We start from the raw sequence: 26053 nt of genomic DNA, 5'->3' as shown, positions 1-26053 counted from the left end.
ATCCCCTTAGATTCTCTACCGCTCAGCCCTTGGTCTCTGGCGCGGCCGTGGCGCCCACCGGATGCCCGCTGCCGCCCTTGTTCTTTTCGAGCACCGCCTCGGTGATCGAGTTCGGCAGCCTGCGCGGCGTCTCGATCAGGCCAAGCACCGGCAGCGCGATCAGGAAGAAGGCGAAGTAGAACAGTGTCGCCATCTGCGCCATGAACACATAGCTGCCTTCCGCCGGCTGCGAGCCCAGCCAGCCAAGCAGGATGGCGTCGGCCACGAACAGCCAGAAGAACAGCTTGTACCAGGGCCGGTAGACCGCCGAGCGAACCTTGGAGGTGTCGAGCCACGGCACCAGGAACAGCATGACGATGGCGCCAAACATGCACAGCACGCCGCCGAGCTTGGAGTTGATCGGCCCGATGTTGAAGGTGATGGCGCGCAGGATCGCGTAGAACGGCAGGAAGTACCATTCCGGCACGATGTGGGCCGGCGTCTTCAGCGGGTTGGCGACGATGTAGTTGTCGGGATGGCCGAGATAGTTCGGCAGGAAGAAGATGAAATAGGCGAAGATGAACAGGAACACGATCATGCCGAACGCGTCCTTGATGGTCGCATAGGGCGTGAAGGCGACGGTGTCGGTCTTCGACTTGACCTCGATGCCGGTCGGGTTCGACTGGCCCACGACATGCAGCGCCCAGACGTGCAGCACGACGACGCCGGCAATCATGAACGGCAGGAGATAATGCAGCGCAAAGAAGCGGTTCAGCGTCGGATTGTCGACGGCGAAGCCGCCAAGCAGCAGCTGCTGGATCCAGTTGCCGACAAGCGGTATGGCGCTGAAGAAGCCGGTGATGACGGTGGCGCCCCAGAAGCTCATCTGTCCCCATGGCAGCACGTAGCCCATGAAGCCGGTCGCCATCATCAGGAGGTAGATGATGCAGCCGAGGATCCAGAGCAGCTCGCGCGGCGCCTTGTAGGAGCCGTAATAGAGGCCCCGGAAGATGTGCATATAGACGGCGATGAAGAAGAACGACGCGCCGTTGGCATGCATGTAGCGCAAGAGCCAGCCGGAATTGACGTCGCGCATGATCTTCTCGACCGAGCCGAAGGCGAGATTGGTGTCGGCCGTATAGTGCATGGCCAGCACGATGCCGGTCAGGATCTGCGCCACCAGCATGATCGACAGGATACCGCCGAAGGTCCACATGTAGTTGAGGTTGCGCGGCACCGGATAGGCGACGAAGCTGTCATAGACCAGCCGCGGCAGCGGCATGCGGGCGTCGAACCAGCGTTCGATACCGGTTTTGGGCGTGTAGGTCGAGTGTCCCTCGCTCATCGAAATGTCCCCCTGCCTCAACCGATAAGGATTTTGGTATCGGAAATGAACTTGAATACCGGAACAGCCATGTTCTCGGGTGCCGGGCCTTTGCGGATGCGGCCGGCGGTGTCGTATTGCGAACCATGGCACGGGCAGAACCAGCCGCCGAAATCGCCTTCCTGGCCGAGCGGAATACAGCCCAGATGCGTGCAGACCTGAACCATCACCATCCAGGCTTCCTTGCCGGGCGTGGTGCGGTTGGCGTCGGTCGCCGGTGCATCGGACGGTAGGTTGGCGTTGCGGGCAATCGGATCCTTGAGATCGGCCAGGTTGACGGCCTCGCCGTCCTTCATTTCTTTTTCAGTGCGGTTGCGCACCACGACCGGCTTGCCACGCCACTTGACGATCAACGAACTTCCCGGCGTCAGCGAGGCGACGTCGACCTCGACCGAGGCGAGCGCCAGCGTCGAGGCATCAGGGCGCATCTGGTCGATGAACGGCCATGCGAAGGCACCGGCGCCGACCACGGCGGCCATGCCGGTGGCGACGTAGAGAAAGTCTCGACGATTGGGATCCTGGATGTCGGTTGCGCTCACGGGTGCCTGATCCTTTCGCCTCTTCCGCGCCGGTGGCTGAGCCTTGTTCCCCGCTCAATTACGCCAACCCGACAGCGCATGGCGAACAGGCTAGCGAATTCCTCCGGCATTTGGACTTCGGTTTATGCGTGAAGCCCGTTTTTGTCCAGACGGGTCAAGGCACAAGGGCAGATTGTCGCGGGGACAAAATCCCCTATCGCGCGGCGAGACGGCGAATGGCCGCAAAAGGCGGCTAAACAACCGGGAAATATCAGCAAAATCCGGCACTCCAGCTCCCCTCGACAGGGAACGCCGACGTGACCTATCCTCAGCCCATGGTGCACGTCATCGATCGTGAGGAATGGGCTGTTCGCCCCGACCGTTGGAAGGGCGAGCTGCAATGCGGCGCCTACGGCTCCAACTCCTGCCTGATCTTCAACCACCTGCCTGATGTCGGCGGCGGCCCGCGCCTGCACTCCCATCCCTACGCAGAGATTTTCATCATCCGTCAGGGCACCGGCCTGTTCACGGTCGGCGACCAGGAAATCGAGGCCTCCGCCGGCCAGATCCTGATCGTTCCGCCCAACACGCCGCACAAATTCACCAATCTCGGTCCGGGTCCACTGGAAACCACCGACATTCACGAGAACGGCACGTTCGTCACCGAATGGCTGGAATGATCCTTACGCCGCTCCCAACCGTACCAGCACGGCCTTCGGGATGGCATATTCGCGGATGACGGCATCGTGCCTGCGCAAGCCGCACAGTTCACGCTGGATGAAATAGGCATGAACGGCTGCTGCAGCCTCCTTGAGAAGCCTCGGGCGCAGTTCCTCGTCGGCATTGGCGCCCAGCCGGGCGAGCGTTTCCTCGACCTTTTGCCCGGCGCGGCCGAGCGCCGCCGCCTTTTCGGCGAGGATTTCATGGCCAAGCACATCAAACGCCGTTTCCTGGGCGCTTGATCTCCCGAAATTCGACGGCATGCGCACGGACATTGCCTCAATCTCCGATCAAAGACAGCATCACCAAATCTATTCAGCCGGCCGTGTTTCTTCCAGCACGCTTTCCTCGTGATAGAGAAAGCCGCCCGATTGTCGCTTCCAAAGCCGCGCATAAAGCCCGTCGAGCGCCACCAGTTCGTCATGCGTGCCCTGCTCGACGATGCGGCCGCCATCCAGCACCACTAGCCGGTCAAGGGCGGCGATCGTCGACAGGCGGTGCGCGATGGCGATCACGGTCTTGTTTTCCATCAGCCTGGTAAGGTTCTCCTGGATCGCCGCCTCGATGTCGGAATCGAGCGCCGAGGTCGCCTCGTCGAGGATCAGGATCGGCGCATCCTTGAGGAAGACACGGGCGATCGCCACGCGCTGGCGCTGGCCGCCGGACAGTTTCACACCGCGCTCGCCGACAAACGCCTCGTAGCCGGCACGGTCCTTGTTGTCGCGCAAGGTAAGGATGAACTCGTGCGCCTCGGCCTTCCTGGCCGCCACGATCACTTCGGCGTCGGTCGCGTCGGGCATGCCGAGCTTGATGTTGTCGCGCAGCGACCGGTGGAACAATGCTGTGTCCTGGCTGACGACGCCGATGTTGGCGCGCAGCGAATTCTGGGTGACCCCGGCGATGTCCTGCCCGTCGATCAGGATCTTGCCGCTTTCGAGGTCGTAGAGCCGCAGGATCAGATTGGCGAGCGTCGTCTTGCCCGCACCCGATGGGCCGACCAGCCCAACCTTCTCGCCCGGCTTGACGACGAGGTCGATGCCGTTCAGCACGCCGAAGCCCTTGCCATAGTGGAACTCGACATTCTTCACCTCGATGCGGCCTCCCGCTACGGTGAGCTCCTTGGCGTCGGGCGCATCGATGAGGCCGAGCGGCTGCGAGATCAGTGCCTTGGAGTTTTCCAGCACGCCTAGATTTCGCAAGATGCCGTTGAGCTGCATCATCAGCCGGCCGAGCAGCATGTTGAGCCGCAAGACGAGGGAAAGCGTGAAGGCGACCGCGCCGACGGTGATCGAACCCTCGACCCAGAGATAGACGGCAAAACAGCCGATCACCGTGATCATGATGCCCGACAGCGTGGTCAGCGCCATGCGCACGCCGGTCAGCCGGCGGGTGAAGGGGCGCAGTGCATCGAGATAAATGTCGAAGCCGTTCCTGATGTAGCGGTCGTCGCCATCGGCCGAAAACAGTTTCAGCGTCTGCACGTTGGAATAGGAATCGACGATGCGGCCATTGATCATTGAACCTGCTTCGGCCGTGGCCTCGGCATTCTTGCGGATCGCCGGCAGATAGAGCCTTGCCAGCAAGCCAAAGGCGACGATCCAGATCACCACAAGCGCCGCCAGCCGCAGGTCAAGCCCGGCGACCAGCGCCAGCGTCGTCACCGTATAGACGAGCATGAACCAGACGACCTCGATGAAGCTTTCCATCAGATCGCCGGTCGCCTGCCCCGCCTGCCAGACTTTTGTCGCGATGCGGCCGGCGAAATCGTTCTGGAAGAAGGCGTAGGACTGGCGCGAGACATGCCGGTGCGCCTGCCAGCGCACCAGATTGTAGAAGCCGGGCGTGATCGTCTGCTCGTCGACCAGCGCCGACAGGCCGACAACGATGGTGCGGATGACCAGCACCACCGCGATCATGAACACCAGCTCGGGACCGGCGGCGGTCCACAGCGCATGCCAACTGCGTTCGCCGGGAAGCTGGTCGAGGATATCGACAAGCCGCCCGACGAAATAGAACAGGCCGGCTTCGACCAGCGGCGCGATGCCGCCGATGACCAGCATGGCGAAGAAGGCGAACTTCGCCTGGCCGACATAGTGCCAGAGAAACCCGCCAACGCTGGACGGTGGCCGAAGGTTCGCCGGCTCCCTGAACGGATAGACCCAGTTCTCGAACCAGCGATAGACGGCTGTCATCATTCGGCAGCTTGGCCCTTTGCAATTGCATCATTGGCAACATCTGTCGGGATGTCCTCGAGCAGGAACCCGCCCGACTGACGCTGCCAGAGCTGGGCGTAGAGCCCGCCCTTGGCGACCAGTTCGTCGTGCGAACCCTCCTCGATGACCCGACCCTGGTCCATCACCACGAGCCTGTCCATCGCCGCGATGGTCGACAGCCGGTGGGCAATGGCGATGACGGTCTTGCCTTGCATGAGCTTGTAGAGGTTCTCCTGGATGGCCGCTTCCGCCTCGGAATCCAGCGCCGACGTCGCCTCGTCAAGGATAAGTATCGGCGCATCCTTCAACATAACGCGAGCAATGGCGATGCGTTGCCGCTGGCCGCCGGACAATTTGACGCCGCGGTCACCGACATAGGCATCGAACCCGTTGCGACCATTGTGATCCAAAAGCCCGCCGATGAAGCCCAACGCCTCGGCGCGCCGCGCCGCCTCGACAAGCATCTCTTCTGACGCGTCCGGCCGGCCATAGAGGATGTTCTCGCGCACCGAACGATGCAGCAGCGAAGTATCCTGCGTGACCATGCCGATCTGCGCGCGCAGCGAATCCTGCTTCACGCCGGCGATCTCCTGGCCGTCGATCAGGATCCGGCCGCTTTCCAGATCGTAGAAGCGCAGGAGTAGATTGACCAGCGTCGACTTGCCGGCGCCCGAGCGGCCGACAATGCCGACCTTCTCGCCAGGTCTCACCGTCAGCGACAAGCCCTCGATGACGCCCTTCTGCTTGCCATAGTGAAAGCGGATATCCTCGAAGCGGATTTCGCCCCTGGAAACGCTGATCTCCTTCGCATCCGGCCTGTCCTCGACAAGCCGTGGCAGCGAGATCGAGGCGATGCCGTCATGCACGGTGCCGATGTTCTCGAACAGGCCCGACATTTCCCACATGATCCATTGCGACATGCCCCACATTCTGAGCACCAGGCCAATGACCACGGCGACCGCGCCGATCGTCACCACTTGGCCCATCCACAGCCACAGCGAAATGGCGGTGACCGAGAACAGCAGCAATGAGTTCAAAATGTAGAGCGAGCCGAAAAGCACCGTCACCAGCCGCATCGACCGATAGACCGTGTCGAGAAAGCCCGTCATGCCTTCCCTGGCGAAAGTGGCCTCGCGGCGCGAATGGGAAAACAGCTTGACCGTCTGGATGTTGGAATAGCTGTCGACGACGCGGCCGGTCATGACCGAGCGCGCATTGGCCTGTTCCTCGCCAACCTTGCCCAGGCGCGGAATGAAAAAGCGCAGCAACAGGATGTAGCCGACCAGCCAGACGGCCAGCGGCGCGGCCAGCCGCCAGTCGGCCGAGCCGACGATGTAAAGCATGCCGAGAAAATAGACGATGACGTAGTTCAGGACGTCGAGCACCTTGATGACGCATTCGCGCACGGCGAGTGCCGTCTGCATCAGCTTGGTGGCGATGCGGCCGGCAAACTCGTCCTGGTAAAAACTCATCGATTGCTTGAGCAGGTAGCGATGCACCTGCCAGCGAATGCGCATGGGATAGTTGCCCATCAGCGTCTGCTGGTTGAGCAGCGAATGCAGCCACACCGTGCCCGGCAGCGCGAACAGCACGATGAAGGCCATGCCGGCGAGCTTCCAGCTTTCCGTCTGCAGGAAGGTTTCGCGGTTCGCTGCCGACAGCCAGTCGACGATGCTGCCGAGGAAGCCGAACATCCACACTTCCGCGATGGCGATGGCCGCCACCAGCACCGCGTCGACAAGGATATAGGGCCATGCGCCACGCGTATAATGCAGGCAGAAGGCCACCAGCGTCTTGGGCGGCTCGACGGGTTCCGCTGCCGGGAACGGATCGAGCCTTCTTTCAAACCAGCTAAACAACAACATAGGTCATGCCTGTAAAATCTGTTTCCCGCTTACGCGGCTTGGCGACGTACGAAGTCCCCGGCGGCGCCGAGGGCCGACGGTCCGGAATCATCCGGACCGTCGGCCCTGCTTCGCGCAATATAGGGGCTCGCGGGCTTTTCGCCGACAGGGTCGTTTGTCGATCCTGACGGTGCGGTGTCGACAAGCTGGATTTTCGCACCCGGCCGGATCAGCCGGATGATCCGGCGCACCAGCGACGGCCGGCTCGGATCGGGAACCGCGCGCGAGAAATCGACGTCCGGCAGCATGCCGCGATGCGGCCGACGACGAACTTCGGCGTGAACCGCCGTCGAATAAGTGTCGCCGATCAACAGCGCCCAGGTCGGCAGTCGGTGGATATGCAGGCTCCTCGAGCCAGGTATTCTGTAGGGATCGAACATCGGTCCGTCCTCCGTGTGAAAATAGAGATGAAAAGGCGAATCCATATCGTCCGCCGGCATTCGGCCGGAGGCATGGATTGCGTCGGTCTGGACACGACTGAACGAGTCGGTCTGGACACGACAGGCATCGGTCTGGACGTGTTCAGTTCGGGCGTTCAGCCCTTTTGACTTTTTGAAAAACATCGCAGCATTCCTTCGACCGAAAAAACGCTTCGGCGGGAATCGGTGCGATCAAGTCTTAGAGAGTCAGGAGAATTGTCGTACCGAAACCGCCGGCAGGCAGGTAAGCCCACGAGAGGGGCGCTGGATGTGCATGGTCATCATGAGTTTCCCCTCCATCGGTTCGGGTTGACAATGCTGGCCGTATACCCGACTTCGAAAAAAATGGCCACCCGCAGGTCCCGCAATTTCCAAAACCGCGAGCCCGCTGTTGCCGATCTGCCACTTATTAGAAGGACGCGGAAATGAACGGTCGTCTCCGCATCGCGCTCTACCAGCCGGACATTGCCGGCAATACCGGGACAATCCTGCGCCTGGCCGCGTGCCTCGGCCTTGGCGTCGACATCATCGAGCCGGCCGGCTTTCCGCTCTCCGACAAAGCGCTCAAGCGCGCCGGCATGGACTACCTCGAAATGGCTGCCTTGACCCGGCACGTCGACTGGAACGCCTTCGAGGACTGGCGCAAGGCGCGCGCGGATCGGCTGGTGCTTCTGTCGACCAAAGCGACGACCCCCTACACCAGTTTCAGTTTCAGGGACGGCGACATCCTCCTGTTCGGTCGCGAATCCGCAGGCGTGCCGGATCCGGTCCATCAGGCGGCGGATGCGCGGCTGACCATCCCTATGCAAGGCAGCGCGCGCAGCATCAACGTCGCGCTGTCCGTCGCCATGGTGGCGGGCGAAGCCATCCGGCAGCTCGGATAGGGGTTCACCGGCAAGGCCGTCTGCTGTCATCTTTACCCAGGCGCACATCGCCCTCTCCTGTCATTTGCCCGATCAACATTTCCTCGCTACAAGCTCAACTTAAGTTGAGGTCAAGCGGAAAATCGGAAATGGCTCCAGTAACGGAATTGACGGTCGGCCAGGTGGCCGTGCGCAGCGGCGTCGCGGTGTCGGCGCTGCATTTCTATGAAGCGCGCGGACTGATCCGCAGCCACCGCACCTCAGGTAACCAGCGCCGCTACGGCCGCGACGTGCTGCGGCGCGTGGCGATCATCAAGGTCGCCCAGGAGGTCGGCATCTCTCTGGCCGAGATCGGCGAGGCCTTGGCTTCACTACCGGAGGGCCGCACACCGACGCGCGACGACTGGAACCTGCTGTCGACCGCCTGGCGCGACGGGCTCGACCACAAGATCGCCCAGCTGAAGAAGCTGCGCGACGGGCTGACCGACTGCATCGGCTGCGGCTGCATGTCGATCGACAAATGCCCACTCCGGAACAAGGGCGACCGGCTGGCAAGGGAAGGCACAGGGGCGAGGCGCCTTTTGGCGGCACCCTAATCCGCCACGGGCAATCGCCTGATGGTGAACTCGATCAGGTCGCCCGGCCGCTCGAACCAGCTTTCGATCTCGGTCCAGTAGGCCTGCTTGGGAAAGCGCTCGAACCATTCCTTGGCCTTGAGCCGCGCATCGGAGCGCGGCAGGACGAAGGTCTCGCGCAAAAAGCCGTCGCGCGGCATGCGCGCACGCTCGGCGCGGCTTTGGTCGAGCCTTTTCTTCAGGCCATCCAGCGGCGGTCTTGCCGGGGTGCGCACGAACCACTCCTTGCACCTGGCGCATGCCCCCGAAACCGGAACCTGAGTTTCGGAAAGGATCATGCGCAAAACCAAAGTGACTTGACCCTGTTCCTCAAGAGATTAGGGATCGCGCCCGGAAAAGACGAGTCTTTTGTCGACTCGACCGCCCGCAACCGGAGACGGCGCTTTGGAACGACCTGAAATACAAGCTGGCCTGCCCGCCGACATCGAACAGAAGAAGATGAAGGCCCGCCTCTGGTTCGAAGCCTTGCGCGAACGTATCTGCGGCACCTTCGAGCAGATCGAGCAGGATCTTGGCGGCCCCTTGGCCTCCTGGTCGCCCGGCCGTTTCGAAAAGACGCCCTGGGAACGCGATGCCGGCAAGGGCGGCGGCGGCACGATGTCGATGATGCATGGCCGCGTCTTCGAGAAGGTCGGCGTCCACACCTCGACCGTCCATGGCGAGTTCTCGCCCGAATTCAGGAGGCAGATGCCCGGCGCCGAGGAAGACCCGCGCTTCTGGGCGTCCGGCATCTCGCTGATCGCCCACCCCTGGAATCCCCACGTTCCGGCCGTGCACATGAACACGCGCATGGTTGTCACCTCGCGCCAATGGTTCGGCGGCGGCGCCGACCTGACGCCGGTGCTCGACCGCCGCCGCACCCAGGAAGACCCTGACACCGTCGCCTTCCACCGCGCCATGCAGTTCGCCTGCGAGAAGAACGCCGACGTCGCCGATTATCCGAAATTCAAGACATGGTGCGACGAGTATTTCTATCTGCCCCACCGCAACGAGCCGCGCGGCACCGGTGGCATCTTCTTCGACTGGCTGCATTCGGGCGAGGAGAAGGGCGGCTGGAATGCCGACTTCAACTTCGTCCAGGACGTCGGACGCTCGTTTCTCGTCGTCTACGGCCACCTCGTGCGCGCCAACTTCAACGAGAACTGGACCGATGGCGACCGCGATGAACAGCTCATCCGCCGTGGCCGCTACGTCGAATTCAACCTGCTTCACGACCGCGGCACCATCTTTGGCTTGAAAACGGGCGGCAATGTCGCCGCGATCCTGTCCAGCCTGCCGCCTGAGGTCCGCTGGCCGTAAGTCTCGGCTCTGCGGAAAGCGCACGCAGCTTTGATGCAACCAGACGGCCCGTCGCGTGTTATGGTCATTGCCCCGCTGGCGGTCCAAAGCTGGACCGTGAGCCAAGAAAAGTGGCGGAGCCCCTGACCGGCTCCCCGGAGGAAAAGGAGAAATCCAATGAAGGAATTTCACTGCGGGTCGCTCGTTCCCGGCTGTGAATGGCACACCCGTGCCGACGAGGAAGCCGAAGTGATGCGCCGCGCCGTCGAGCATATGCGCGAGACGCATGGCGAGACTGTCATCCGCGAAACGATGATCGAGGCGATCCGCTCGCGCATCGAGAAGGTCCGCGACGCCGCCTAGCTTTTACCCGGCTTTGCTTCGTGGGCGGCGGCAAGCGAACCGCGCCGGCGCTCACCATCGGATGCAGCGGGTAAAAACAGCTTTGGGACGCGACTCGCGTCTGACGCCATCGCGGTCACGGCGCGAGGCGGATTTTTTCAGGTCGAAAAATTATATTTGCCTCCGCTAAAGTAAACCCTGCGGTAACCGAACCCGTGCCAATGTCGCGCGGATAATCCGGCTGCAGTGGGCTGCCAGAGAAGCCCGTCGCCCCAGGCACTGATCCGGAACGGTGGGGCGAGGTGTTTCGCGCATGCGCGAAAAGTCCGGCAATCGAGTGCGTTTCCGCATGGCGGCTCTCCTGCTTTGCGTGCTCGTCGGGGCGTCCCCGGCCATTGCCCAGGAAATGACGACATCGCTGGTCGACATCCATCAGGGTTCGCCGCTAAGCGATCGCGCGAGAGGCCTGGGCAATGGCGGTTACGAACTGCAGAACGGGACCTTTGTATCGTTCAACCAGTGGTACCGCGCGAGCTGGGTCGACACGCATGTGGACCTGCTGACCCAGATCACCGAGGATACCGGCATCCTTTGGGGTTTCGGGACCGGAGAAGAGGGCGAGAAGTATCGGATCGAGCCCAGCCTCAAGCTTGGGTTCCTCACTCAGATGCATCCCAATCCCAACAGTACGCTTTCCCTGTCGCTCACCACGACCATCGGCGGCAAGCTCACCGAGAAGTCCTGCGAAGCCGACTATGGCGATCTGGGCAGCTATAGCGTCAATTGCCGGCTCGCGGCCAGCCAGATGGCGCCTGAGGAAACCTTGAAATATCTGGTTAATGCTAAACCGGAAAGCCAGCATCTCTGGCTGAACTATCGTGTTACTTTCTGATCGCCGCGAGGTTGCAAATGCAGAATTCGTCTCGCCCCGAAGGCGATCGCTCATCCTGGTTCTTGTCTGACTGGAGTAGGAACATGTCGGGTACTTGCATGAAGTTCAGCCTCGCCGCCGCCCTTGTCGTCCTTTCGGCGCCATTCGCATCGGCGCAGGAGGCCCTCGACGCTGACGAGATGGCCGCGGTCTGCCACGGTGGCGGGTCCATATGCGTGAGCGCGACAATCCCGGCCGCACCGGCGACGCAGGGGCTGCAGAGCTGGATGAGCCCCGATGTCGGTGCCGCATGGGCGGCAGGCTACAAGGGCAAGGGCGTCACCATTACCATGGTCGACGACTTCAGCAGCTCGTCACGCTTCTCCGGCAATTTCGGCGTCGGGGTTCAAACCCAGCGGCACGGTGAGTGGACCCGCGAGGAAGCCAGCATGGTTGCGCCCCTGGCAACGATCAGGTCGAAAGACTTCACCACCAGTTCATACGTCCCGTTGGCGAGCGGCCTGAATGTGCTCAATCTGAGCTACGGCATGTACGCCAAGGCCGGCTACAGCTCAAACAAGATCGGGTGGGCCCAGGAGGAAGCTTCCATCATCTCCTACGCCGCCAAAGGGTCGGCAATTGTCTCGAAGGCGGCCGGCAACGATTCGGTTGCCGTGGGCGGCGTCACCAGCGGCCAGCAGGATTATCTCGACATCGCTTTGATCGGCAAACCCTCGGCGATTTTCGTCGGCGCGCTGTCCACGAACGGCACGACGTCCAACAAGGCCCAGCTTGCCTGGTATTCCAACTACGCCGGCTCCAACACGGCTGTGCAGAGCCATTTCCTCGTCGTGGGTGTCACCAGCGACAAGACCGGCCTTTACGGCACGTCCTTCGCCGCGCCGATCATTTCAGGATATGCGGCGATCATCGGCAGCAAATTCACCAAGGCCACGCCGACCCAGATCACCAACGATCTGCTCAACACGGCTCGTACCGACACGCTGGCCAACTATAGTGCATCCGTCTATGGCAAGGGAGAGGCCAGCCTCTCACGCGCCCTGGCCCCCGTAGCGATCAAGTAGGTGAGCGACGCCGGTATTTGATTAGGTTTCAAGGGCCTCTGCGGCGCGTTCGAGCAGCGCGCCGCGATCGGGCGCAAACCCCGCTTCGATCCATTCCGCCTCGAGATTCTTGAGGATTTCGCCCAGTTTCGGCCCAGGCGTTGCGCCGAGCGCCGCCAGATCGGCGCCTTTCAGCGGAAACACCGGTTTTTCCCATTTGAGCGCGAAGGCCAGCAGGCGCGAGAAGCCGCCGGCTTCGAGCAGCGCGGCATTGTCCTCGACAGCGCGCACCCGCGCGGCGGCAAGCGACAGCCGCAGCCGGTCGACAAACCCTTGCTTGTCACCGCGATAAAGCCTTTTCGCCAGTTCGCTCTCGGTCGTCTTCGGCTCGACGGCCGTGGAGAGTGCCCAGTGGCGCAAGCGGTCTGATTCCGCGGTCGAAAACCTCAGCCGCTCGGCGAGTATCTTCATGCGCGCGGCATCCGGCGGCACGATCGCCTCCAGCCGCAGCAGCGGATCGGCCGCCCAGCCCAGATCCTTCTCGGCCTTGGTCAGCCCGTGGATGGCATCGATGCCCCATTTCTCGCTTTCCGGCAGCGCGGTGGTCAGCACACTTGCCTGCCGCATCCACAGCAGCGCCCGCGACGGGTCAGGCGCCGACAAGAGCTTCTTCAGTTCGGACCAGACGCGCTCCGCCGAGAGTTGCGCCAGGCCTTCCTTCAGCCGGGCGCAGGCCTTCAGCCCCTCGGCGTCAGGCCGGCCTTCGCCATACCAGGCAAAGAAGCGGAAAAAGCGCAGGATGCGCAGATAATCCTCACTGATGCGCGCTTCCGCATCGCCGATGAAGCGCAGCCGCCGCGCCTCGATGTCAGCAATGCCACCGACCAGGTCGACAACGCTGCCATCCGCTTCGGCGTAGAGCGCGTTGATGGTGAAGTCGCGCCGCTCGGCATCCAGCTTCCAGTCGCGTCCGAACAACACCTTGGCGCGGCGACCGTCGGTCTCGACATCGGCGCGCAAGGTGGTGATTTCATAGGGCTTGCCGCCGGCAACGACGGTGATCGTGCCGTGCTCGATGCCGGTCGGCACCGGCTTGAAGCCTTCCGCCTCGGCGCGGCGGATGGTTTCATCAGGCAAACAGGTGGTGGCGATGTCGATATCGGCGACCGGTTGGCCCATCAGCACGTTCCGCACGGCGCCGCCGGCGATACGCGCCTCCTCACCGCCTTCAGCCAGGGCGGCAAGCAAGCGCTGCAGATGCTTGTCGGTGAGCCAGTCGGCCCTGCCCGCGATCGAAACACTCACGCATAGAGCCTTTCATAGAGCGTACGGATGATGCCGGCGGTGACGCCCCAGATGCGCCGGTCGCCATACGGCATGTCGTAGAAGAACCATTCGAGATCGTTCCACATGCGGCTGTCACGCTTGTGGTTCGCCGGATCCATGAGGAAACGCAGCGGCACTTCGAAGGCTGCGTCGACCTCGTCTGCGTTCAAGGTCAGCTCGAAGCCTGGCCGCACGATGCCCAGCACCGGTGCGATGCGGTAGCCGCTGCCGGCGACATAGTCGGGCATGCGGCCGATGATCTCGATGCGATCCCGGTCAATGCCGATCTCCTCGAAGGTCTCGCGCAGCGCCGCCGCCTCTGGGCTTGCGTCTGTCGGGTCGATGGTGCCGCCGGGAAAGGCCACCTGGCCCGAATGGCTGCGCAGCTTTTCGGCCCGCTTGGTCAAGAGAACCGTCGCTTCGCCCGGGTGATCGACCACCGGGATCAGCACCGCGGCATTGCGCAGCGCCTTGCCCTGATTGAGTCGCGGATGCCCGGGATTGAAGCGATGGTCGCCATAATCGTCGCCGGCATGCGCTTGCCGCTGCGCGGCGAACCGCGCGCGGAAATCCGCCGATGAAAACGGCACCAATGACACCTGATCCATCATGCGCTCAGCCGTCTCAACTGGTCCGCCGGCATAATCGGAAACACCGTGCCCTTGGACCGCACGGCAAACATCGTCTTGCCGCCGATCTCGATCTCCTCACCATGCCCGACCAGTTCGTACATCACAGGCCGCGCCACCAGCGCCTCCAGCCTGCCGCGCACCAGCAAATAGGGCTTCAGGCCGCCGGTCTCGCTCTCGTCGACGAAGCGCAGCGGCCGCTCCGGCCCGGCCTCGACGACGTCGCCGACATTGGTGCGGAAGGTGATGATCTGTTCGTCACCACTGCCCGAAACATCCATCTCGACGGCGATGAACGGCGCGTCGGCGACACGGATGCCGACCTTTTCCACAGGCGTCACAAGATAGGTCCTGCCGTCTTCGTCCTTGCGCAGCACGGAAGAGAAAAGCTGCACCAGCGGCATGCGGCCGATCGGCGTTCCCAGGTAGAACCAGGTGCCGTCGGCCTTGATCTCCATGTCGAGATCGCCGCAAAAGTCCGGATTCCAGCGCTCGACGGGTGCCGCACCCTTGCCGGCACGCGCCGCGCGCGAGATCAACGCCTCCAGGCCGCGCGCCTCGGTGGCGCTCGTAAGGCTTTGTTCGCGATGTTCGTAGTGTTCCGTCATCGTCACGAAATAGTCACTGTTGTTCCGCTTGTCAGCCTAAGTCTGTGATTTAAGTTCGACCATAGCCACTACGCGAGGCCGAATCGCGGCAACTTATGCTATGGTGCTGCCGTATTTCCAACCATAGGTATCTCCAGGCAAAAAGGGATCGAGCTGCATGAGCGTGATGGTCAAGGAAAGCCCGATCAGCGAAACGGACATGGTCGCAGAGGCCGAGAAGGCGCTGGTGGATATTTCCAGGATCCGCGACGGCGTCGGCCGGGTCATCTTCGGCCAGGAGAACGTTGTCGAGCGTACTTTGGTGGCGGTGCTGGCCGGCGGCCATGCGCTTCTCGTCGGCGTTCCGGGTCTCGCCAAGACCAAGCTGGTCGAAACGTTGGGCATCGTGCTCGGCCTCGATTCACGCCGCATCCAGTTCACGCCCGACCTGATGCCGTCCGACATTCTCGGCTCCGAGGTCATGGAGCAGGATGAGACCGGCAAGCGCTCCTTCCGCTTCATCTCCGGCCCGATCTTCGCCCAGTTGCTGATGGCCGACGAGATCAACCGCGCCTCGCCGCGCACCCAGTCGGCGCTGCTGCAGGCCATGCAGGAGTACCATGTCACCATCGCCGGTGCCCGCTACGATTTGCCCGCGCCCTTCCATGTGCTGGCGACGCAGAACCCGCTGGAACAGGAAGGCACCTATCCGCTGCCGGAAGCCCAGCTCGACCGCTTCCTGATGCAGGTCGACATCCTCTATCCCGAAATCGAGGCAGAGCGCCGCATCCTCTTGGAAACCACCGGCATCGAGGACGCAAAAGCCCAGAACGTGCTGCAACCGGCACGGTTGAAGGAAATCCAGACGCTGATCCGCCGCATGCCGGTACCCGAAAGCGTTGTCGAGGCGATCCTCACTTTGGTGCGCTCTGCGCGTCCGGGCCAGGGCAATGCCGAAACCGACAAGCATGTCGCCTGGGGTCCCGGCCCGCGCGCCAGCCAGGCGCTGATGCTGTGCACGAGGGCGCGCGCGCTCTACGACGGACGGCTGGCACCCTCGGTCGACGACGTGCGGGCACTGGCCGAGCCGGTGCTGCAGCACCGTATGGCGCTGACCTTCGCCGCCCGCGCCGAGGGCACCAGCGTGCGCGATGTGGTGGCGAAACTGGTGAAAGGGATTTAATGGCGCGCATCGGCGAGGTCCAGGCTCCGGCAGCGACGCGTGACGCGCTCGCCCGTGGCCGGTTGCGGGCTTCGCTTGTGCCCGACCTGCTGGTCGAGGCGCGCCGCATCGTCAACACCGTGATCGCCGGCTGGCACGGCCGCCGCAAACGCGGCATCGGCGAGAATTTCTGGCAGTTCCGGCCCTATGTCGAAGGCGATTCCTCGCGCATCGACTGGCGCCGCTCGGCGCGCGACGACCACACCTATGTGCGCGACCGCGAATGGGAAGCCGCCCATACGGTCTGGCTCTGGGCCGACCCCTCGCCATCCATGCTCTACAAATCGACCGGCGCCAGCGTTTCCAAGCAATCGCGCGCGCTGGTGCTGGCGCTGGCCATGGCCGAATTGTTGTCGCGCAGCGGCGAGCGCATCGCCTGGCCCGGGCTGACCGATCCCTTCACCGCCCGCAACGGCGCCGAGCGCATCGCCGCCCAGCTGATGCATGCCGGCGATCTGCCGGCCAAGCCCGACCTCTCCGACATCAGGCGCTTCTGCGACATCGTCATCGTCAGCGATTTCCTCGATCCGGTCGAAGAGACAATGGCCTGGCTCGACGTGCTCGCCCGCCACGGCGTGCGCGCCCACCTGATCGAGGTCGCCGATCCGGCCGAGGAGACCTTCCCCTATGCCGGCCGCACCGAGTTCACCGATCCCGAGACCGGCGAAAAACTGACCGCCGGTCGCGCCGAAATGCTCGGCGACGAGTACCGCCTGCTCTACACCGCCCGCCGCCAGGAGCTGGCCGGCTGGTGCAAGCGCCTCGGCTGGAGCTTTACCGTCAACCACACGGACCGGCTCGCTTCCGACGCGCTGGTGCGCCTGCACATGGCGATGACCGCCGATGGCTCATATGCCGGGCCGAACGCTGGCGCTCGTGCCAGTCAGCCTGGAAAGGTGGCCGTCGCATGAGCTGGCTGCCGCTCTCCTTTGGCGCTCCCATGGTGCTGTGGGGCCTGCTGGCGCTGCCGGTGATCTGGTGGCTGCTGCGGCTGACCCCACCCAAGCCGCAGGCCGAGATCTTCCCGCCACTGAAAATCCTGGCCCGCGTGCTCAAGCGCGAGGAGACCCCGCAGCAGAGCCCATGGTGGCTGACGCTGCTCAGGCTGCTCATGGCGGCGCTCATCGTCGCAGCCCTTGCCGAACCGGTCTTCAACCCGCGCGAAAAACTGCCGGCCGAGGGTGCAGCGCTCGCGCTGGTCATCGACAATGACTGGGCCAGCGCCGCCGACTGGAACAAGCGCGTCGCCACGGCCGAGCGGCTGATCCACGATGCCGGTTCGAACGGCGTGCCTGTTATCATCGCCTTCACCGCCGAAAAGGCCAATGCCGAGATCGGCCCCTTCGATGCCGCAGCCGCACTCGACCGGCTGCGCGCCGCCAAGCCGCGGCCGATCCCTACCGACCGGCCCGCCGTCTATGCGCGCGTCGCCGGCGTGCTGGCGACCTTGCCCGGCGCCAGCGTCGCCGTTCTGGCCGACGGCCTGGCGGCCAAGGGCGACGAAGCCGCCTTCAACACGCTGCTGTCGAAAAATGCCGCCCGCGTCGTCTGGGCGACCGCTGACCGGCTGTCGCTGACCGGCCTGACCGGCGCCGACAACCAGGTCGACGGCTTTGCTCTGACCGCAATCCGCGCGCCGGGCGATCCGGCGCCTGCCCAGGTCACCGCCGGCGCCTTCGACGACAAGGGCCGCCGCATCGCCGATGCGACGCTGACCTTCGCCCCGGGCGAAGCCACCGCCACCGGCACCATGACCGTGCCGTTCGAGCTGCGCAACGACTTCGCCTCGATCGCGCTCGACGGTGAGCGCCAGGCGGGTGCGGTGCGCGTGCTCGACGAAAGCTCCAAGCGCCGCCGTGTCGGATTGCTGTCGCAGGCCGAGGCAGACCAGGCGCAACCGCTTCTGTCGCCGCTCTACTACATCAGGCGCGCGCTGCAGCCCTTCGCCGACCTGGTCGAGCCCTCCAGCGCCGACCTCGCCGACGCCATCCCGCAGATCCTCGACCAGAAGCCGGCGATGATCATCATGGCCGACGTCGGCACCATCCCGGCGCAGGTCCGGCAAAGGCTGGTCGACTGGGTCGACAATGGAGGCACGCTGGTGCGTTTCGCCGGTTCGCGGCTGGCCGCCGCCGGCAATGACGACGATTTGCTGCCGGTCCGCCTGCGCACCGGTGAGCGTTCGCTGGGCGGCGCCCTGTCATGGACCTCGCCGCAGCCGGTCACCGAATTTCCCAAGGCCGGTCCCTTCGCCGATCTGGCCCCGCCCACCGAGGTGACCGTCAACAGGCAGGTGCTGGCCGAGCCGACACCCGATATTGTCGAACGCACCTGGGCCGCTCTTGCCGATGGCACGCCGCTGGTCACCGGGCTGAAGAAAGGCAAGGGCACGCTGGTGCTGTTCCACGTCACGCCCGAGGCGACATGGTCGAACCTGCCGATCTCCGGTAGCTTCGTCGAGATGCTGCGCCGCATCGTCCAGCTGTCGCGCAACCAGGGTGCTGCGATCGCCAATGCCGAAGCCGCCGCCACGTCGCTGGCGCCCTACCGCATGATCGCGGCCGACGGTTCGCTGGTGCCGCCGACACCGGATGCGCGGCCGCTGGTACCCGGCGCCGGCGCGCTGCCGGTGACCTTCGAGAACCCGCCCGGCCTCTATGGTTCCGAGACCGGCGTCTTCGCCCACAATCTGCTCGACGCCGCAAGCACGTTTGAGCCACTGGCGCGTCCGCAGATCGCGGTTCCGATGACCACGATCCAGTATGCTTTCGATGAATCGCGCAATTTGAAGGGCTCGCTGGTCGCGGCAGCCCTGGTGCTGATGCTGCTCGACACGCTGGCGGTGTTCTGGATGGGCGGCCTGTTTTCGCGCCGGCCGCGCCGTGCTGGCGCCGTGGCCACCACCGCTGCAGTCCTGATTGCGCTTGGCGCAGGGTTCGGCCATGCCGATTTCGCCCGCGCCGATGATGCCAGACCGGGCGACGATGCGGCCATCGAGGCGATCTCGAAGACCCGTATCGCCTATGTGCTGACCGGCGTGCCGGGCGACGATTCGATCAGCCGCGCCGGGCTTGAGGGCCTGACCCGCTTCCTGATCGAGAAGACGGCGCTCGAACCCGGCGCGCCGGCCGGCGTCGACATTTCGAAGGACGAACTGTCTTTCTACCCGCTGATCTACTGGCCGATCAATCCGGCCGCCCCCATGCCGAGCCAAGCCGCGATCGCCCGCATCGACGCCTATATGCAACAGGGCGGCACGGTGCTGTTCGACACGCGCGACCAGTTCGCCAACGGCATCGGCGCCGATTCGACCAGCCCGGCGACGGAGCGGCTACGCGACATCCTCGGCAACCTCAACGTGCCGCCGCTGGAGCCGGTGCCGTCGGACCACGTGCTGACCAAATCCTTTTTCATCCTGCCCGAATTTCCCGGCCGCTTCGCCGGCAGCCCGCTCTGGGTGGAGGCATCGCTCGACGCCAGCAACGCCGACAATCGCCCGGTGCGCACCGGCGACGGTGTTTCGCCGATCATGATCACCGCCAATGATTTCGCCGGCGCCTGGGCGGTCGACGAGAATGGCGACCCGCTGCTGCCGACCGTGCCGGCCGACCCGATGCAGCGCGTCTACGCGCTGCGCGCCGGCGTCAACATCATGATGTACATGCTGACCGGCAACTATAAATCCGACCAGGTGCACGTGCCCATTCTGCTCGAACGGCTGGGGCAGTAAGATGACGCTCCTTGTTGCGCACCCTCAGCGGATAAGCCCTCCCCTCAAGCGGGAGGGTAAGGAATGAACTGGTCGATCTCTTTTGAACCCCTGATCTCCTGGCCATTGCTGGCCCTGGTATTGGTGCCGCTAGCGCTGCTGGCGCTTGTCGGCCTGTGGTTTCGCCAGCGCGGCGGTATCCTGCGCTTCGTTGCCCTGCTGGCACTCGCCGCCGCGCTGTTCAACCCGGTGTTCCTCAATGAGGAGCGCGAGCCGCTGAAGAGCGTTGTCGCGCTGATCGTCGACCGCAGTCAGAGCCAGGATATTGGCGACCGCACCAGGCAGACCGATGAGGCCCTGGCCGGGCTGCAGCAACGGCTTGGCCGCTTCAAGCAATTCGATCTCCGCGTCGTCGAGGCCGGCAAGTCCGAAGCCGCCGAAGAGCGCACCGAAACGCGGCTGTTCGGCGCGCTGGAAGGTGCCTTCCGCGACGTACCGCCCTCGCGTATCGGCGGCGCCATCATGATCACCGATGGCGAGGTGCATGACGCGCCGCCGGGTGCGCCCGACTTCAACGCCCCGCTGCATGCGCTGATCACCGGCAACGACCACGAAAAGGATCGCCGCATCCGCTTCGACAACGCCCCGCGCTTCGGCCTTGTCGGCAAGCCGCTCGACATGAGCTACCGCGTCATCTCGACGGAAAACGAGACCGGCCCGGTCGATGTGCGCGTCTCGGTCAACGGCGAACAGGTCGCGGTCGAGCATGCCACGGTCGGCCAGACCATGCCGTTGCAGGTGACCATTCCCGGCGCCGGGCGCAACATCATCGAACTCGCCATCGACCGCGAACCCGGCGAACTGACCGACACCAACAACCGCGCCATCGCGCTGGTCGACGGCATCCGCGAGAATTTGCGCGTGCTGCTGGTTTCGGGCGAGCCGCATGCCGGCGAGCGCACCTGGCGCAACCTGCTGAAATCCGACGCCTCGGTCGATCTCGTCCATTTCACCATTCTGCGGCCGCCGGAAAAGCAGGACGGCACGCCGATCAACGAATTGTCGCTGATAGCCTTCCCGACCCGCGAGCTGTTCGTCGAGAAGATCAAGGATTTCGACCTCATCATCTTCGACCGCTACCAGCACCGCGACGTGCTGCCGATCCTCTATTACGACTACATCTCCGAATATGTCGAAAAGGGCGGCGCGCTGCTGATCGCCGCTGGGCCCGAATATGCCGGCGAGGCTTCGATCGCGCGCACACCGCTAATGTCGGCCCTGCCGGCGATGCCGACCGGCGAAGTGGTCGAAAAGGCCTTCTATCCGCGCCTCACCGAACTTGGCCAGCGTCATCCGGTGACGCGTGGCCTCGACGGTTCGGCCACCGAGCCGCCGCACTGGAGCCGCTGGTTCCGCACCATCGGCGTGCAGAATCCGCAAGGTGAAGTGGTGATGAAGGGCGCCGACAACCGGCCGCTGCTGCTGCTCGACCGCAAGGGCGAAGGCCGCGTCGGCATGCTTCTGTCCGATCAGGGCTGGCTGTGGGCACGCGGCTTCGAGGGCGGCGGCCCGCATGTCCAGCTCTATCGGCGCATCGCCCACTGGCTGATGAAGGAGCCGGAGCTCGAGGAAGAGCGGCTGACCGCGGAGGGACGCGGCATGGTGCTGGAGATCCGCCGCCAGACCATGGCCGACGAACCCGGCGCGGCGCAGATCATCACCCCGTCCGGCAAGACCTTGACCGTCAAGCTCGACAAATCCGAGCCCGGCGTCTTCTTGGGCAGCGTCCAGACCAACGAGATCGGCCTGTTCCAGGTCGCCAATGGCGATCTCACCGCGCTCGCCCATGTCGGACCGGTCAACGCGCCGGAATTCGCCGACGTCATCTCCACTGAAAATCGTCTGAGGGCACCAACCGAGGCCACCGGCGGCAGCGTGCGCCGGCTGGCCTCATCCACGGCCCTGGGCAGCGATGTGACCTTGCCTTCCATCGTGCCGGTTCGTTCTTCCGGCGAAGCCTCCGGCAGCGACTGGATCGGCCTGCGCACCACCGACGACAGCGTGCTGAAGGCCGTCTCGCGCGTGCCGCTGTTCGGCGGCTTCCTCGGCCTCGGCCTGCTGCTGCTGGCAATGGGTTCGATGTGGTACCGCGAGGGACGGTAGCTGCGCCCTTTTTCCTTCTCCCCGTTTACGGGGAGAAGGTGCCCGAAGGGCGGATGAGGGGCAGCGCTGACCCCACGTGATTGGCGATCTCCACAGCTCATCGAAGCGAACTATTATCACCCTTCGGCGCCGCCCCTCATTGTCCTGCCGGACATTTCTCCCCGTATAGTGACGGGGAGAAAGACGCTGCCTCTACTCCTCCGGCTCCGTCGTGAACAGCAACGGATAGCCCTTGGCCTTGCCGGCGTCAGTGGCCCGCGTTGCCTTGGTCTCGGCGACATCCCGGGTGAAGACCGCGACCACGCAAACGCCGTGCCGATGTGCTGTAATCATGACCTTGTGCGCCTGGTCCTCACTGAGCTTGAACTCGCCCTTCAGCACCGTCACCACGAATTCACGCGGCGTGAAATCGTCATTGATGAGGATGACCTTGTAGAGCTTTGGCCGCTCGGTCTGCGGCTTGACCTTCGTGCGTGGCTTTGTGGTGTTTTCAGGCATCGGAACCGGTGATTTTCCCAATCGAGGATCAGCGCCCATGCATTTTGCCACGGGCCAAACCGATCGTCTATTTTGCCGATCGTCTATTTTGCCGATCGTCTATTTTGATTGACCCGCAGCCGGTCGACGACCAGGCGCGAGACTTCACCATCATGTGGGCAATGGTTGACCGCGGTTCAACGGTCCAGATTGGGACGCAGACGATTACCGCCGGCCCGGCGTTCCAGCCAGGCCGCGATCGGCCATCCGGCAATGCAGACCAGCGTCACGGCAAGAAGCACGATCAGCAGCCACGCCTGGACAGGCGTTATGTAGTCCCAGTTGCTGGAAATGATCGGCGCAAACAGCGAGGGCTCGGTGCGGCCGCTGGCCGGGTCGGGCACGGGGCTGGCGGTGAGCAGAATCAGCGCCCTGGCGACTCCGGTGGCCACCAGGCCACCAATCACCATCGAACGCAAAATGGACGAAAGCCGCTTCTTCATGCGGATTGTCCTACACGGCCGGCGTTGAAAACGGGTTAAATACGATCGAGGTGACTGGCTGTAAGCTGCCGGCGTTCAGCCGCTCGATTAGGTTCCTGGCAGAAGGCCGCCCCAGCCGGTTGCGGCTGGAACGGCCTTGATAGAACTGACGTCGAAGCTGATCAGGGCTTCTTCGGAGCAGCCTTCGGGGCAGCCTTCGGGGCGGCCTTCTTGACCGGGCACTTATGCTTCTTGGTCACCTTGCAGACGGCCTTCTTGGCGACCTTCTTCGGGGCTGCCTTCATCGGAGCAGCGGTGGCCGGAGCCGTGGTCGCAGGAGCGGTGGTCGTGGCAGCCGGAGCAGCGGTGGTCGTGGTGGCGGCGTTGCCGAGAGCCGGCATCGAGAACGCGAGAGCAACGGCGAGGCCGAGGCCGGACAGGATGGACTTCTTCATGGCTTCATTTCCTTTTTAGTGCGGGTCGTTTTGAGTGTCACTGGACCGGGTCGTTCGGTGTCACTCCAAGCAGCTTCAAAGCGTTGGCGAGCATCCGGATGCCCTGCGCCTGTTTCTTGGCAGCGCAGTACCGGTTGCCCTTTCTCTGAAGTGCCTTTGCCGCGGTGACCTGCGTTGCCGTGGCATGGGTTTCGAGGGCTTCATCAAATTGGTGGCTGAGATTGGCGCACCGTTCGCTCCGGGTGAGCGGCGCCTTTGCATCCGATTGGCCGACAGCGGCAGTGACCAGGCCAAGGCCCAGCAACGCTCCCAACAAACTGATCGACAACCTTGGCATCGGTTTATCCGTAAACCCGGAGATTAGCGTCGCAGCCGATAACCTGACCGCCACGGCACCGTTATGCCGCCCTACCTTTTCAGGAGTTTTTCCCGATTGTAGAATTTTGTTTCTGGATTGTGTCTGGCGGGCTCGGCTGATACGTGTCGCCAAAAGTTGTCCCGATTTTGGGAAAACGCCACGTCTGGAATAGAGAGCTTCAGCGCGGCCATAGCTTTCCATGTGGAGAAGCTGGAATTCATTCTCCCTTGAAATCCAAGGCACTGGCCAACATATGGCCCGAATTCTATCGTGTGGCTCACCAGCCGGAATGACTTGGCCGGCAATCGAGACAGGACAGCTGTGAAATCCGACGCACACATACTGATCGTCGACGACGACAAGGGCATCCGCGACCTGCTCCAGGAGTTCTTCCAGAAGCGGGGCCTGCACACGTCGGTTGCCGCCGACGGTGTCGAGATGGAGGCCGTCCTGCGCCGCGCGCAGGTGGACCTCATCGTGCTCGACGTGATGTTGCCCGGCAAGAGCGGGCTGGAACTGTGCCGCGACTTGCGCGCCCAATATTCGACGCCGATCATCATGCTGACCGCCGTCACCGAGACGACCGACCGCGTGGTCGGCCTGGAAATGGGCGCCGACGACTACGTGCCCAAACCTTTCGACCCGCGCGAACTGCTGGCGCGCATCCGCGCCGTGCTGCGGCGCAATGGTGCCGCCGAGCCGAAGCGCGCCACCACCAAGCAGATCTACCACTTCGCCGGCTGGACGATGGACTGTTCGCGGCGCCGGCTGACGGCACCCGACGATGTCAGGGTCGAACTGACCATGGCGGAGTTCAACCTGCTGCAGACCTTCGTCAAGAGCGCCCAGCGCGTGCTGACCCGCGACCAGCTCATCGAGCTTTCCGGCGGCGACAGCGACTATTCCTTCGACCGCAGCATCGACATCCTGGTCAGCCGGCTGCGGCGCAAGATGGAAGATGACCCCAAAACGCCGAAATTGATCCTGACCGTGCGCAGCGGCGGCTACCAGTTCCTGCCCGAGACGACCTCCGAATGAGACGTCTCCTGCCGCAGACCTTGCCTGTCTGGGTGCTGCTGATCGTCATTTCAGGCCTTTTGATCAGCCAGGTCGCGACCCTCTACATCGTGTCGCGCGACCGCGCCGCCGCCAACGACGTGGTCGACCTCTATCGCCTCAATGACCGCGCCTTCTCCCTGGTGCAGCTGATGAGCGGCGCCACGCCCGAGGAGCGCAAGGCGACCGCCGCGGGGCTGTTCAACTCGACTTACGCGCTCACCGTTTCAGATACGCCCGCCGTCACCTCCTCGATCGCCGGCGACGACGAACTGGCCGAACTCGAGGACATCCTCGTCGGCCGGCTGTCGAAGTTCGGCGTCACCGACGCGCGCGTGCGGCGCGATCCGGCAACGCGCGAGGCCGACGATGCCAACACAGTGTCCGGCCCCGATATCGGCCAGGTCGAGCGCGACCTTCTTGTGCTGGCCGCCGATTTCGCCCAGAGCGACAAGCTGACGGCCTCGCTGCGCTTCGCCGACGGCCAGTGGCTGAACTTCACCGAGCCGATCACGCCGGTCGGCCCGATCCTGAGCTTCGACAGCCTGCCGCTCTATGCGCTGATCGCCGGCCTGGTGGTGATCATGTCGATCTGGTCGCTGCGCCGGCTGACGGCGCCCTACCGGATGATGGAAACCGCCGTGAACAGGATCGGCAAGGACCTGAAGAGCCCGCCGATCGCCGAGTCGGGCAGCCGCGAGGTTCGCGCTGCCGCCAGAGCCATCAACGCCATGCAGGCGAGGCTGCGCGAATATGTCGAGGACCGCGAACATCTGGCCGCCGCACTCGCGCATGATTTGCGCACGCCGATGACGCGGATGCGGCTGCGGCTGGAGCTGTTGCGGAAATCGGCGGTTCGCGAGGCGTTGGCGCACGACCTCGCCGATGTCGAGAGCATCGCCAGTTCAGTGATCGATTTCGCCACCTTCGAGGTGAACGAGGAAAAGACCGAGCGCATCGACTTCTGGTCGCTCGTGGAATCGATCGCCGACCCCTATCCCGAGGTCTCGTTCGACAATGACGACACCCGTTCTCGCGGCCTGATCTGCATCGCTAGACCGGTGGCGCTCAAGCGCTGCGTCACCAATCTGGTGCAGAACGCGGTCACCTACGGCAAGAAGGCGCATCTCAGCCTGCATCGCTCGGACGGCACGATCACGCTCACCATCCGCGACGAAGGACCGGGCATACCGCAGGCGCAGATCGATGCCGTGTTCGGCTCCTTCGTGCGGCTCGAACAGTCCCGCAACCGCCAGACCGGGGGCCTTGGGCTCGGCCTCACCATCGCGCGCAACATCGCACGCGCCGCCGGCGGCGAGATCCGGCTGTCCAACCATCCGGGCGGCGGGCTGCTGACCGAGCTGCGACTGCCGCTGGCAGCTTGACCTCCTGCGGCTGC

27 protein-coding genes are annotated in these 26053 nt (G+C 63.8%); 13 read left to right on the top strand and 14 right to left on the bottom strand.

Annotation, left to right across the window (positions count from 1 at the left end):
• Positions 1-22: 22 nt before the first annotated feature.
• Together EB235_RS12595 and petA are read right to left on the bottom strand one after the other, a co-directional pair.
• Complete coding sequence (locus tag EB235_RS12595; RefSeq protein ID WP_027030656.1) at positions 23-1324, bottom strand: cytochrome b; 1302 nt, start codon at positions 1322-1324, stop codon at positions 23-25.
• Positions 1325-1341: 17 nt separating this feature from the next.
• The gene (petA, locus tag EB235_RS12590) at positions 1342-1842 is read right to left on the bottom strand and encodes a ubiquinol-cytochrome c reductase iron-sulfur subunit (protein WP_245268956.1); all 501 of its coding nucleotides are present in this window, start codon (positions 1840-1842) and stop codon (positions 1342-1344) included.
• A gap of 374 nt (positions 1843-2216) precedes the next feature.
• Here petA and EB235_RS12585 point away from each other — a divergent pair, with 374 nt between their 5' ends.
• On the top strand, positions 2217-2561 hold the full coding sequence (locus tag EB235_RS12585; RefSeq protein WP_027030658.1) for a cupin domain-containing protein: 345 nt from the start codon (positions 2217-2219) through the stop codon (positions 2559-2561).
• A gap of 3 nt (positions 2562-2564) precedes the next feature.
• Here the strand turns inward: EB235_RS12585 and EB235_RS12580 are convergent, their stop codons facing one another.
• Genes EB235_RS12580 through EB235_RS12565 form a run of 4 tightly spaced genes read right to left on the bottom strand, consistent with a single transcriptional unit; the run spans position 2565 to position 7143 of the window.
• Positions 2565-2876, bottom strand: coding sequence for a DUF6665 family protein (locus EB235_RS12580; RefSeq protein WP_027030659.1), 312 nt, complete (start codon positions 2874-2876; stop codon positions 2565-2567).
• 36 nt (positions 2877-2912) lie between these two features.
• The gene (locus EB235_RS12575) at positions 2913-4796 is read right to left on the bottom strand and encodes an ABC transporter ATP-binding protein (protein ID WP_027030660.1); all 1884 of its coding nucleotides are present in this window, start codon (positions 4794-4796) and stop codon (positions 2913-2915) included.
• Positions 4793-6679 (bottom strand): ABC transporter ATP-binding protein, encoded by a 1887-nt coding sequence (locus tag EB235_RS12570; protein ID WP_032925522.1) that lies wholly within the window; start codon positions 6677-6679, stop codon positions 4793-4795. The genes EB235_RS12575 and EB235_RS12570 overlap by 4 nt, the downstream gene beginning before the upstream one ends.
• A 29-nt stretch (positions 6680-6708) precedes the next feature.
• Positions 6709-7143, bottom strand: a complete 435-nt coding sequence (locus EB235_RS12565) for a hypothetical protein (RefSeq protein WP_245268817.1) — start codon at positions 7141-7143, stop codon at positions 6709-6711.
• 419 nt (positions 7144-7562) lie between these two features.
• On the opposite strand from EB235_RS12565, the gene EB235_RS12560 reads away from it, so the two are divergent.
• Together EB235_RS12560 and soxR are read left to right on the top strand one after the other, a co-directional pair.
• A complete protein-coding gene (locus EB235_RS12560) occupies positions 7563-8021 on the top strand; it encodes a tRNA (cytidine(34)-2'-O)-methyltransferase (protein ID WP_027030663.1) in 459 nt (152 codons plus the stop codon).
• Positions 8022-8149: 128 nt separating this feature from the next.
• Positions 8150-8596: a redox-sensitive transcriptional activator SoxR gene (gene soxR / locus EB235_RS12555; RefSeq protein WP_027030664.1), complete on the top strand. Its 447-nt coding sequence runs from the start codon at positions 8150-8152 to the stop codon at positions 8594-8596.
• On the opposite strand, the gene EB235_RS12550 is transcribed toward soxR, so the two are convergent.
• Positions 8593-8850 (bottom strand): hypothetical protein, encoded by a 258-nt coding sequence (locus EB235_RS12550; RefSeq protein WP_027030665.1) that lies wholly within the window; start codon positions 8848-8850, stop codon positions 8593-8595. The genes soxR and EB235_RS12550 overlap by 4 nt on opposite strands.
• 223 nt (positions 8851-9073) lie before the next feature.
• Here EB235_RS12550 and hemF point away from each other — a divergent pair, with 223 nt between their 5' ends.
• The 4 genes from hemF (at position 9074) to EB235_RS12530 (ending at position 12211) form a co-directional block, all read left to right on the top strand.
• On the top strand, positions 9074-9934 hold the full coding sequence (gene hemF / locus EB235_RS12545; protein WP_432431173.1) for an oxygen-dependent coproporphyrinogen oxidase: 861 nt from the start codon (positions 9074-9076) through the stop codon (positions 9932-9934).
• Between the two features lie 156 nt (positions 9935-10090).
• Positions 10091-10276, top strand: coding sequence for a DUF1059 domain-containing protein (locus EB235_RS12540; protein WP_027030667.1), 186 nt, complete (start codon positions 10091-10093; stop codon positions 10274-10276).
• 292 nt (positions 10277-10568) lie between these two features.
• Positions 10569-11147 carry a hypothetical protein gene (locus tag EB235_RS12535; RefSeq protein ID WP_032925523.1) on the top strand — a complete coding sequence of 193 codons (579 nt, stop codon included), beginning with the start codon at positions 10569-10571 and terminating at the stop codon, positions 11145-11147.
• 83 nt (positions 11148-11230) lie between these two features.
• Positions 11231-12211, top strand: a complete 981-nt coding sequence (locus EB235_RS12530) for a S8 family serine peptidase (RefSeq protein WP_080680811.1) — start codon at positions 11231-11233, stop codon at positions 12209-12211.
• A gap of 21 nt (positions 12212-12232) precedes the next feature.
• On the opposite strand, the gene EB235_RS12525 is transcribed toward EB235_RS12530, so the two are convergent.
• From EB235_RS12525 to EB235_RS12515, 3 genes are read right to left on the bottom strand one after another with little or no spacing between them, the layout of a single operon-like run.
• A complete protein-coding gene (locus EB235_RS12525) occupies positions 12233-13495 on the bottom strand; it encodes a CCA tRNA nucleotidyltransferase (RefSeq protein ID WP_027030670.1) in 1263 nt (420 codons plus the stop codon).
• On the bottom strand, positions 13492-14124 hold the full coding sequence (locus EB235_RS12520; protein WP_027030671.1) for a CoA pyrophosphatase: 633 nt from the start codon (positions 14122-14124) through the stop codon (positions 13492-13494). Before EB235_RS12520 ends, EB235_RS12525 begins: the two co-directional genes overlap by 4 nt.
• A complete protein-coding gene (locus tag EB235_RS12515; RefSeq protein WP_027030672.1) occupies positions 14124-14753 on the bottom strand; it encodes a DUF1285 domain-containing protein in 630 nt (209 codons plus the stop codon). The genes EB235_RS12520 and EB235_RS12515 overlap by 1 nt, the downstream gene beginning before the upstream one ends.
• A 157-nt stretch (positions 14754-14910) precedes the next feature.
• Between EB235_RS12515 and EB235_RS12510 the strand changes: the two genes are divergently transcribed.
• The 4 genes from EB235_RS12510 (at position 14911) to EB235_RS12495 (ending at position 21826) form a co-directional block, all read left to right on the top strand.
• Positions 14911-15915: an AAA family ATPase gene (locus EB235_RS12510; RefSeq protein WP_027030673.1), complete on the top strand. Its 1005-nt coding sequence runs from the start codon at positions 14911-14913 to the stop codon at positions 15913-15915.
• Positions 15915-16865: a DUF58 domain-containing protein gene (locus tag EB235_RS12505; RefSeq protein ID WP_027030674.1), complete on the top strand. Its 951-nt coding sequence runs from the start codon at positions 15915-15917 to the stop codon at positions 16863-16865. Before EB235_RS12510 ends, EB235_RS12505 begins: the two co-directional genes overlap by 1 nt.
• Positions 16862-19684: a DUF4159 domain-containing protein gene (locus EB235_RS12500; protein WP_027030675.1), complete on the top strand. Its 2823-nt coding sequence runs from the start codon at positions 16862-16864 to the stop codon at positions 19682-19684. Before EB235_RS12505 ends, EB235_RS12500 begins: the two co-directional genes overlap by 4 nt.
• A 63-nt stretch (positions 19685-19747) precedes the next feature.
• Entirely contained in the window at positions 19748-21826 is a 2079-nt protein-coding gene (locus EB235_RS12495) for a membrane protein (protein ID WP_027030676.1), read from the top strand.
• Between the two features lie 192 nt (positions 21827-22018).
• Here EB235_RS12495 and clpS read toward each other — a convergent pair whose 3' ends face one another.
• The 4 genes from clpS to EB235_RS12475 form a co-directional block, all read right to left on the bottom strand.
• The gene (clpS, locus tag EB235_RS12490; protein WP_027030677.1) at positions 22019-22324 is read right to left on the bottom strand and encodes an ATP-dependent Clp protease adapter ClpS; all 306 of its coding nucleotides are present in this window, start codon (positions 22322-22324) and stop codon (positions 22019-22021) included.
• A gap of 176 nt (positions 22325-22500) precedes the next feature.
• The gene (locus EB235_RS12485; protein ID WP_032925525.1) at positions 22501-22806 is read right to left on the bottom strand and encodes a hypothetical protein; all 306 of its coding nucleotides are present in this window, start codon (positions 22804-22806) and stop codon (positions 22501-22503) included.
• Between the two features lie 161 nt (positions 22807-22967).
• Positions 22968-23240: a hypothetical protein gene (locus EB235_RS12480; protein ID WP_027030678.1), complete on the bottom strand. Its 273-nt coding sequence runs from the start codon at positions 23238-23240 to the stop codon at positions 22968-22970.
• Positions 23241-23277: 37 nt separating this feature from the next.
• The gene (locus tag EB235_RS12475) at positions 23278-23577 is read right to left on the bottom strand and encodes a hypothetical protein (protein WP_013893442.1); all 300 of its coding nucleotides are present in this window, start codon (positions 23575-23577) and stop codon (positions 23278-23280) included.
• A gap of 342 nt (positions 23578-23919) precedes the next feature.
• Here EB235_RS12475 and EB235_RS12470 point away from each other — a divergent pair, with 342 nt between their 5' ends.
• Positions 23920-24636, top strand: coding sequence for a response regulator (locus EB235_RS12470; protein WP_027030679.1), 717 nt, complete (start codon positions 23920-23922; stop codon positions 24634-24636).
• On the top strand, positions 24633-26039 hold the full coding sequence (locus EB235_RS12465; protein ID WP_027030680.1) for an ATP-binding protein: 1407 nt from the start codon (positions 24633-24635) through the stop codon (positions 26037-26039). The genes EB235_RS12470 and EB235_RS12465 overlap by 4 nt, the downstream gene beginning before the upstream one ends.
• The last annotated feature ends 14 nt before the right edge of the window (positions 26040-26053 follow it).

Origin of the sequence: Mesorhizobium loti R88b (assembly GCF_013170845.1) — a bacterium.
Taxonomy (GTDB): domain Bacteria; phylum Pseudomonadota; class Alphaproteobacteria; order Rhizobiales; family Rhizobiaceae; genus Mesorhizobium; species Mesorhizobium loti_B.
The sequence above is the reverse complement of the archived record's forward strand: the minus strand, read 5'-3'. Positions and strand labels throughout refer to the sequence as shown.

What these genes read in the sequence shown, in the direction of transcription:
- EB235_RS12505 (WP_027030674.1), top strand. Translation starts at nt 15,915, where the DNA reads ATGGCGCGCATCGGCGAGGTCCAGGCTCCGGCAGCGACGCGTGACGCG.
- EB235_RS12565 (WP_245268817.1), bottom strand. Translation starts at nt 7,143, where the DNA reads ATGGATTCGCCTTTTCATCTCTATTTTCACACGGAGGACGGACCGATG.
- EB235_RS12515 (WP_027030672.1), bottom strand. Translation starts at nt 14,753, where the DNA reads ATGACGGAACACTACGAACATCGCGAACAAAGCCTTACGAGCGCCACC.
- EB235_RS12465 (WP_027030680.1), top strand. Translation starts at nt 24,633, where the DNA reads ATGAGACGTCTCCTGCCGCAGACCTTGCCTGTCTGGGTGCTGCTGATC.
- EB235_RS12540 (WP_027030667.1), top strand. Translation starts at nt 10,091, where the DNA reads ATGAAGGAATTTCACTGCGGGTCGCTCGTTCCCGGCTGTGAATGGCAC.
- EB235_RS12485 (WP_032925525.1), bottom strand. Translation starts at nt 22,806, where the DNA reads ATGAAGAAGCGGCTTTCGTCCATTTTGCGTTCGATGGTGATTGGTGGC.
- clpS (WP_027030677.1), bottom strand. Translation starts at nt 22,324, where the DNA reads ATGCCTGAAAACACCACAAAGCCACGCACGAAGGTCAAGCCGCAGACC.
- EB235_RS12500 (WP_027030675.1), top strand. Translation starts at nt 16,862, where the DNA reads ATGAGCTGGCTGCCGCTCTCCTTTGGCGCTCCCATGGTGCTGTGGGGC.
- EB235_RS12585 (WP_027030658.1), top strand. Translation starts at nt 2,217, where the DNA reads ATGGTGCACGTCATCGATCGTGAGGAATGGGCTGTTCGCCCCGACCGT.
- EB235_RS12580 (WP_027030659.1), bottom strand. Translation starts at nt 2,876, where the DNA reads ATGTCCGTGCGCATGCCGTCGAATTTCGGGAGATCAAGCGCCCAGGAA.
- EB235_RS12560 (WP_027030663.1), top strand. Translation starts at nt 7,563, where the DNA reads ATGAACGGTCGTCTCCGCATCGCGCTCTACCAGCCGGACATTGCCGGC.
- EB235_RS12510 (WP_027030673.1), top strand. Translation starts at nt 14,911, where the DNA reads ATGAGCGTGATGGTCAAGGAAAGCCCGATCAGCGAAACGGACATGGTC.
- petA (WP_245268956.1), bottom strand. Translation starts at nt 1,842, where the DNA reads ATGGCCGCCGTGGTCGGCGCCGGTGCCTTCGCATGGCCGTTCATCGAC.
- hemF (WP_432431173.1), top strand. Translation starts at nt 9,074, where the DNA reads ATGAAGGCCCGCCTCTGGTTCGAAGCCTTGCGCGAACGTATCTGCGGC.
- soxR (WP_027030664.1), top strand. Translation starts at nt 8,150, where the DNA reads ATGGCTCCAGTAACGGAATTGACGGTCGGCCAGGTGGCCGTGCGCAGC.
- EB235_RS12475 (WP_013893442.1), bottom strand. Translation starts at nt 23,577, where the DNA reads ATGCCAAGGTTGTCGATCAGTTTGTTGGGAGCGTTGCTGGGCCTTGGC.
- EB235_RS12575 (WP_027030660.1), bottom strand. Translation starts at nt 4,796, where the DNA reads ATGATGACAGCCGTCTATCGCTGGTTCGAGAACTGGGTCTATCCGTTC.
- EB235_RS12520 (WP_027030671.1), bottom strand. Translation starts at nt 14,124, where the DNA reads ATGGATCAGGTGTCATTGGTGCCGTTTTCATCGGCGGATTTCCGCGCG.
- EB235_RS12530 (WP_080680811.1), top strand. Translation starts at nt 11,231, where the DNA reads ATGTCGGGTACTTGCATGAAGTTCAGCCTCGCCGCCGCCCTTGTCGTC.
- EB235_RS12535 (WP_032925523.1), top strand. Translation starts at nt 10,569, where the DNA reads ATGCGCGAAAAGTCCGGCAATCGAGTGCGTTTCCGCATGGCGGCTCTC.
- EB235_RS12595 (WP_027030656.1), bottom strand. Translation starts at nt 1,324, where the DNA reads ATGAGCGAGGGACACTCGACCTACACGCCCAAAACCGGTATCGAACGC.
- EB235_RS12480 (WP_027030678.1), bottom strand. Translation starts at nt 23,240, where the DNA reads ATGAAGAAGTCCATCCTGTCCGGCCTCGGCCTCGCCGTTGCTCTCGCG.
- EB235_RS12570 (WP_032925522.1), bottom strand. Translation starts at nt 6,679, where the DNA reads ATGTTGTTGTTTAGCTGGTTTGAAAGAAGGCTCGATCCGTTCCCGGCA.
- EB235_RS12495 (WP_027030676.1), top strand. Translation starts at nt 19,748, where the DNA reads ATGAACTGGTCGATCTCTTTTGAACCCCTGATCTCCTGGCCATTGCTG.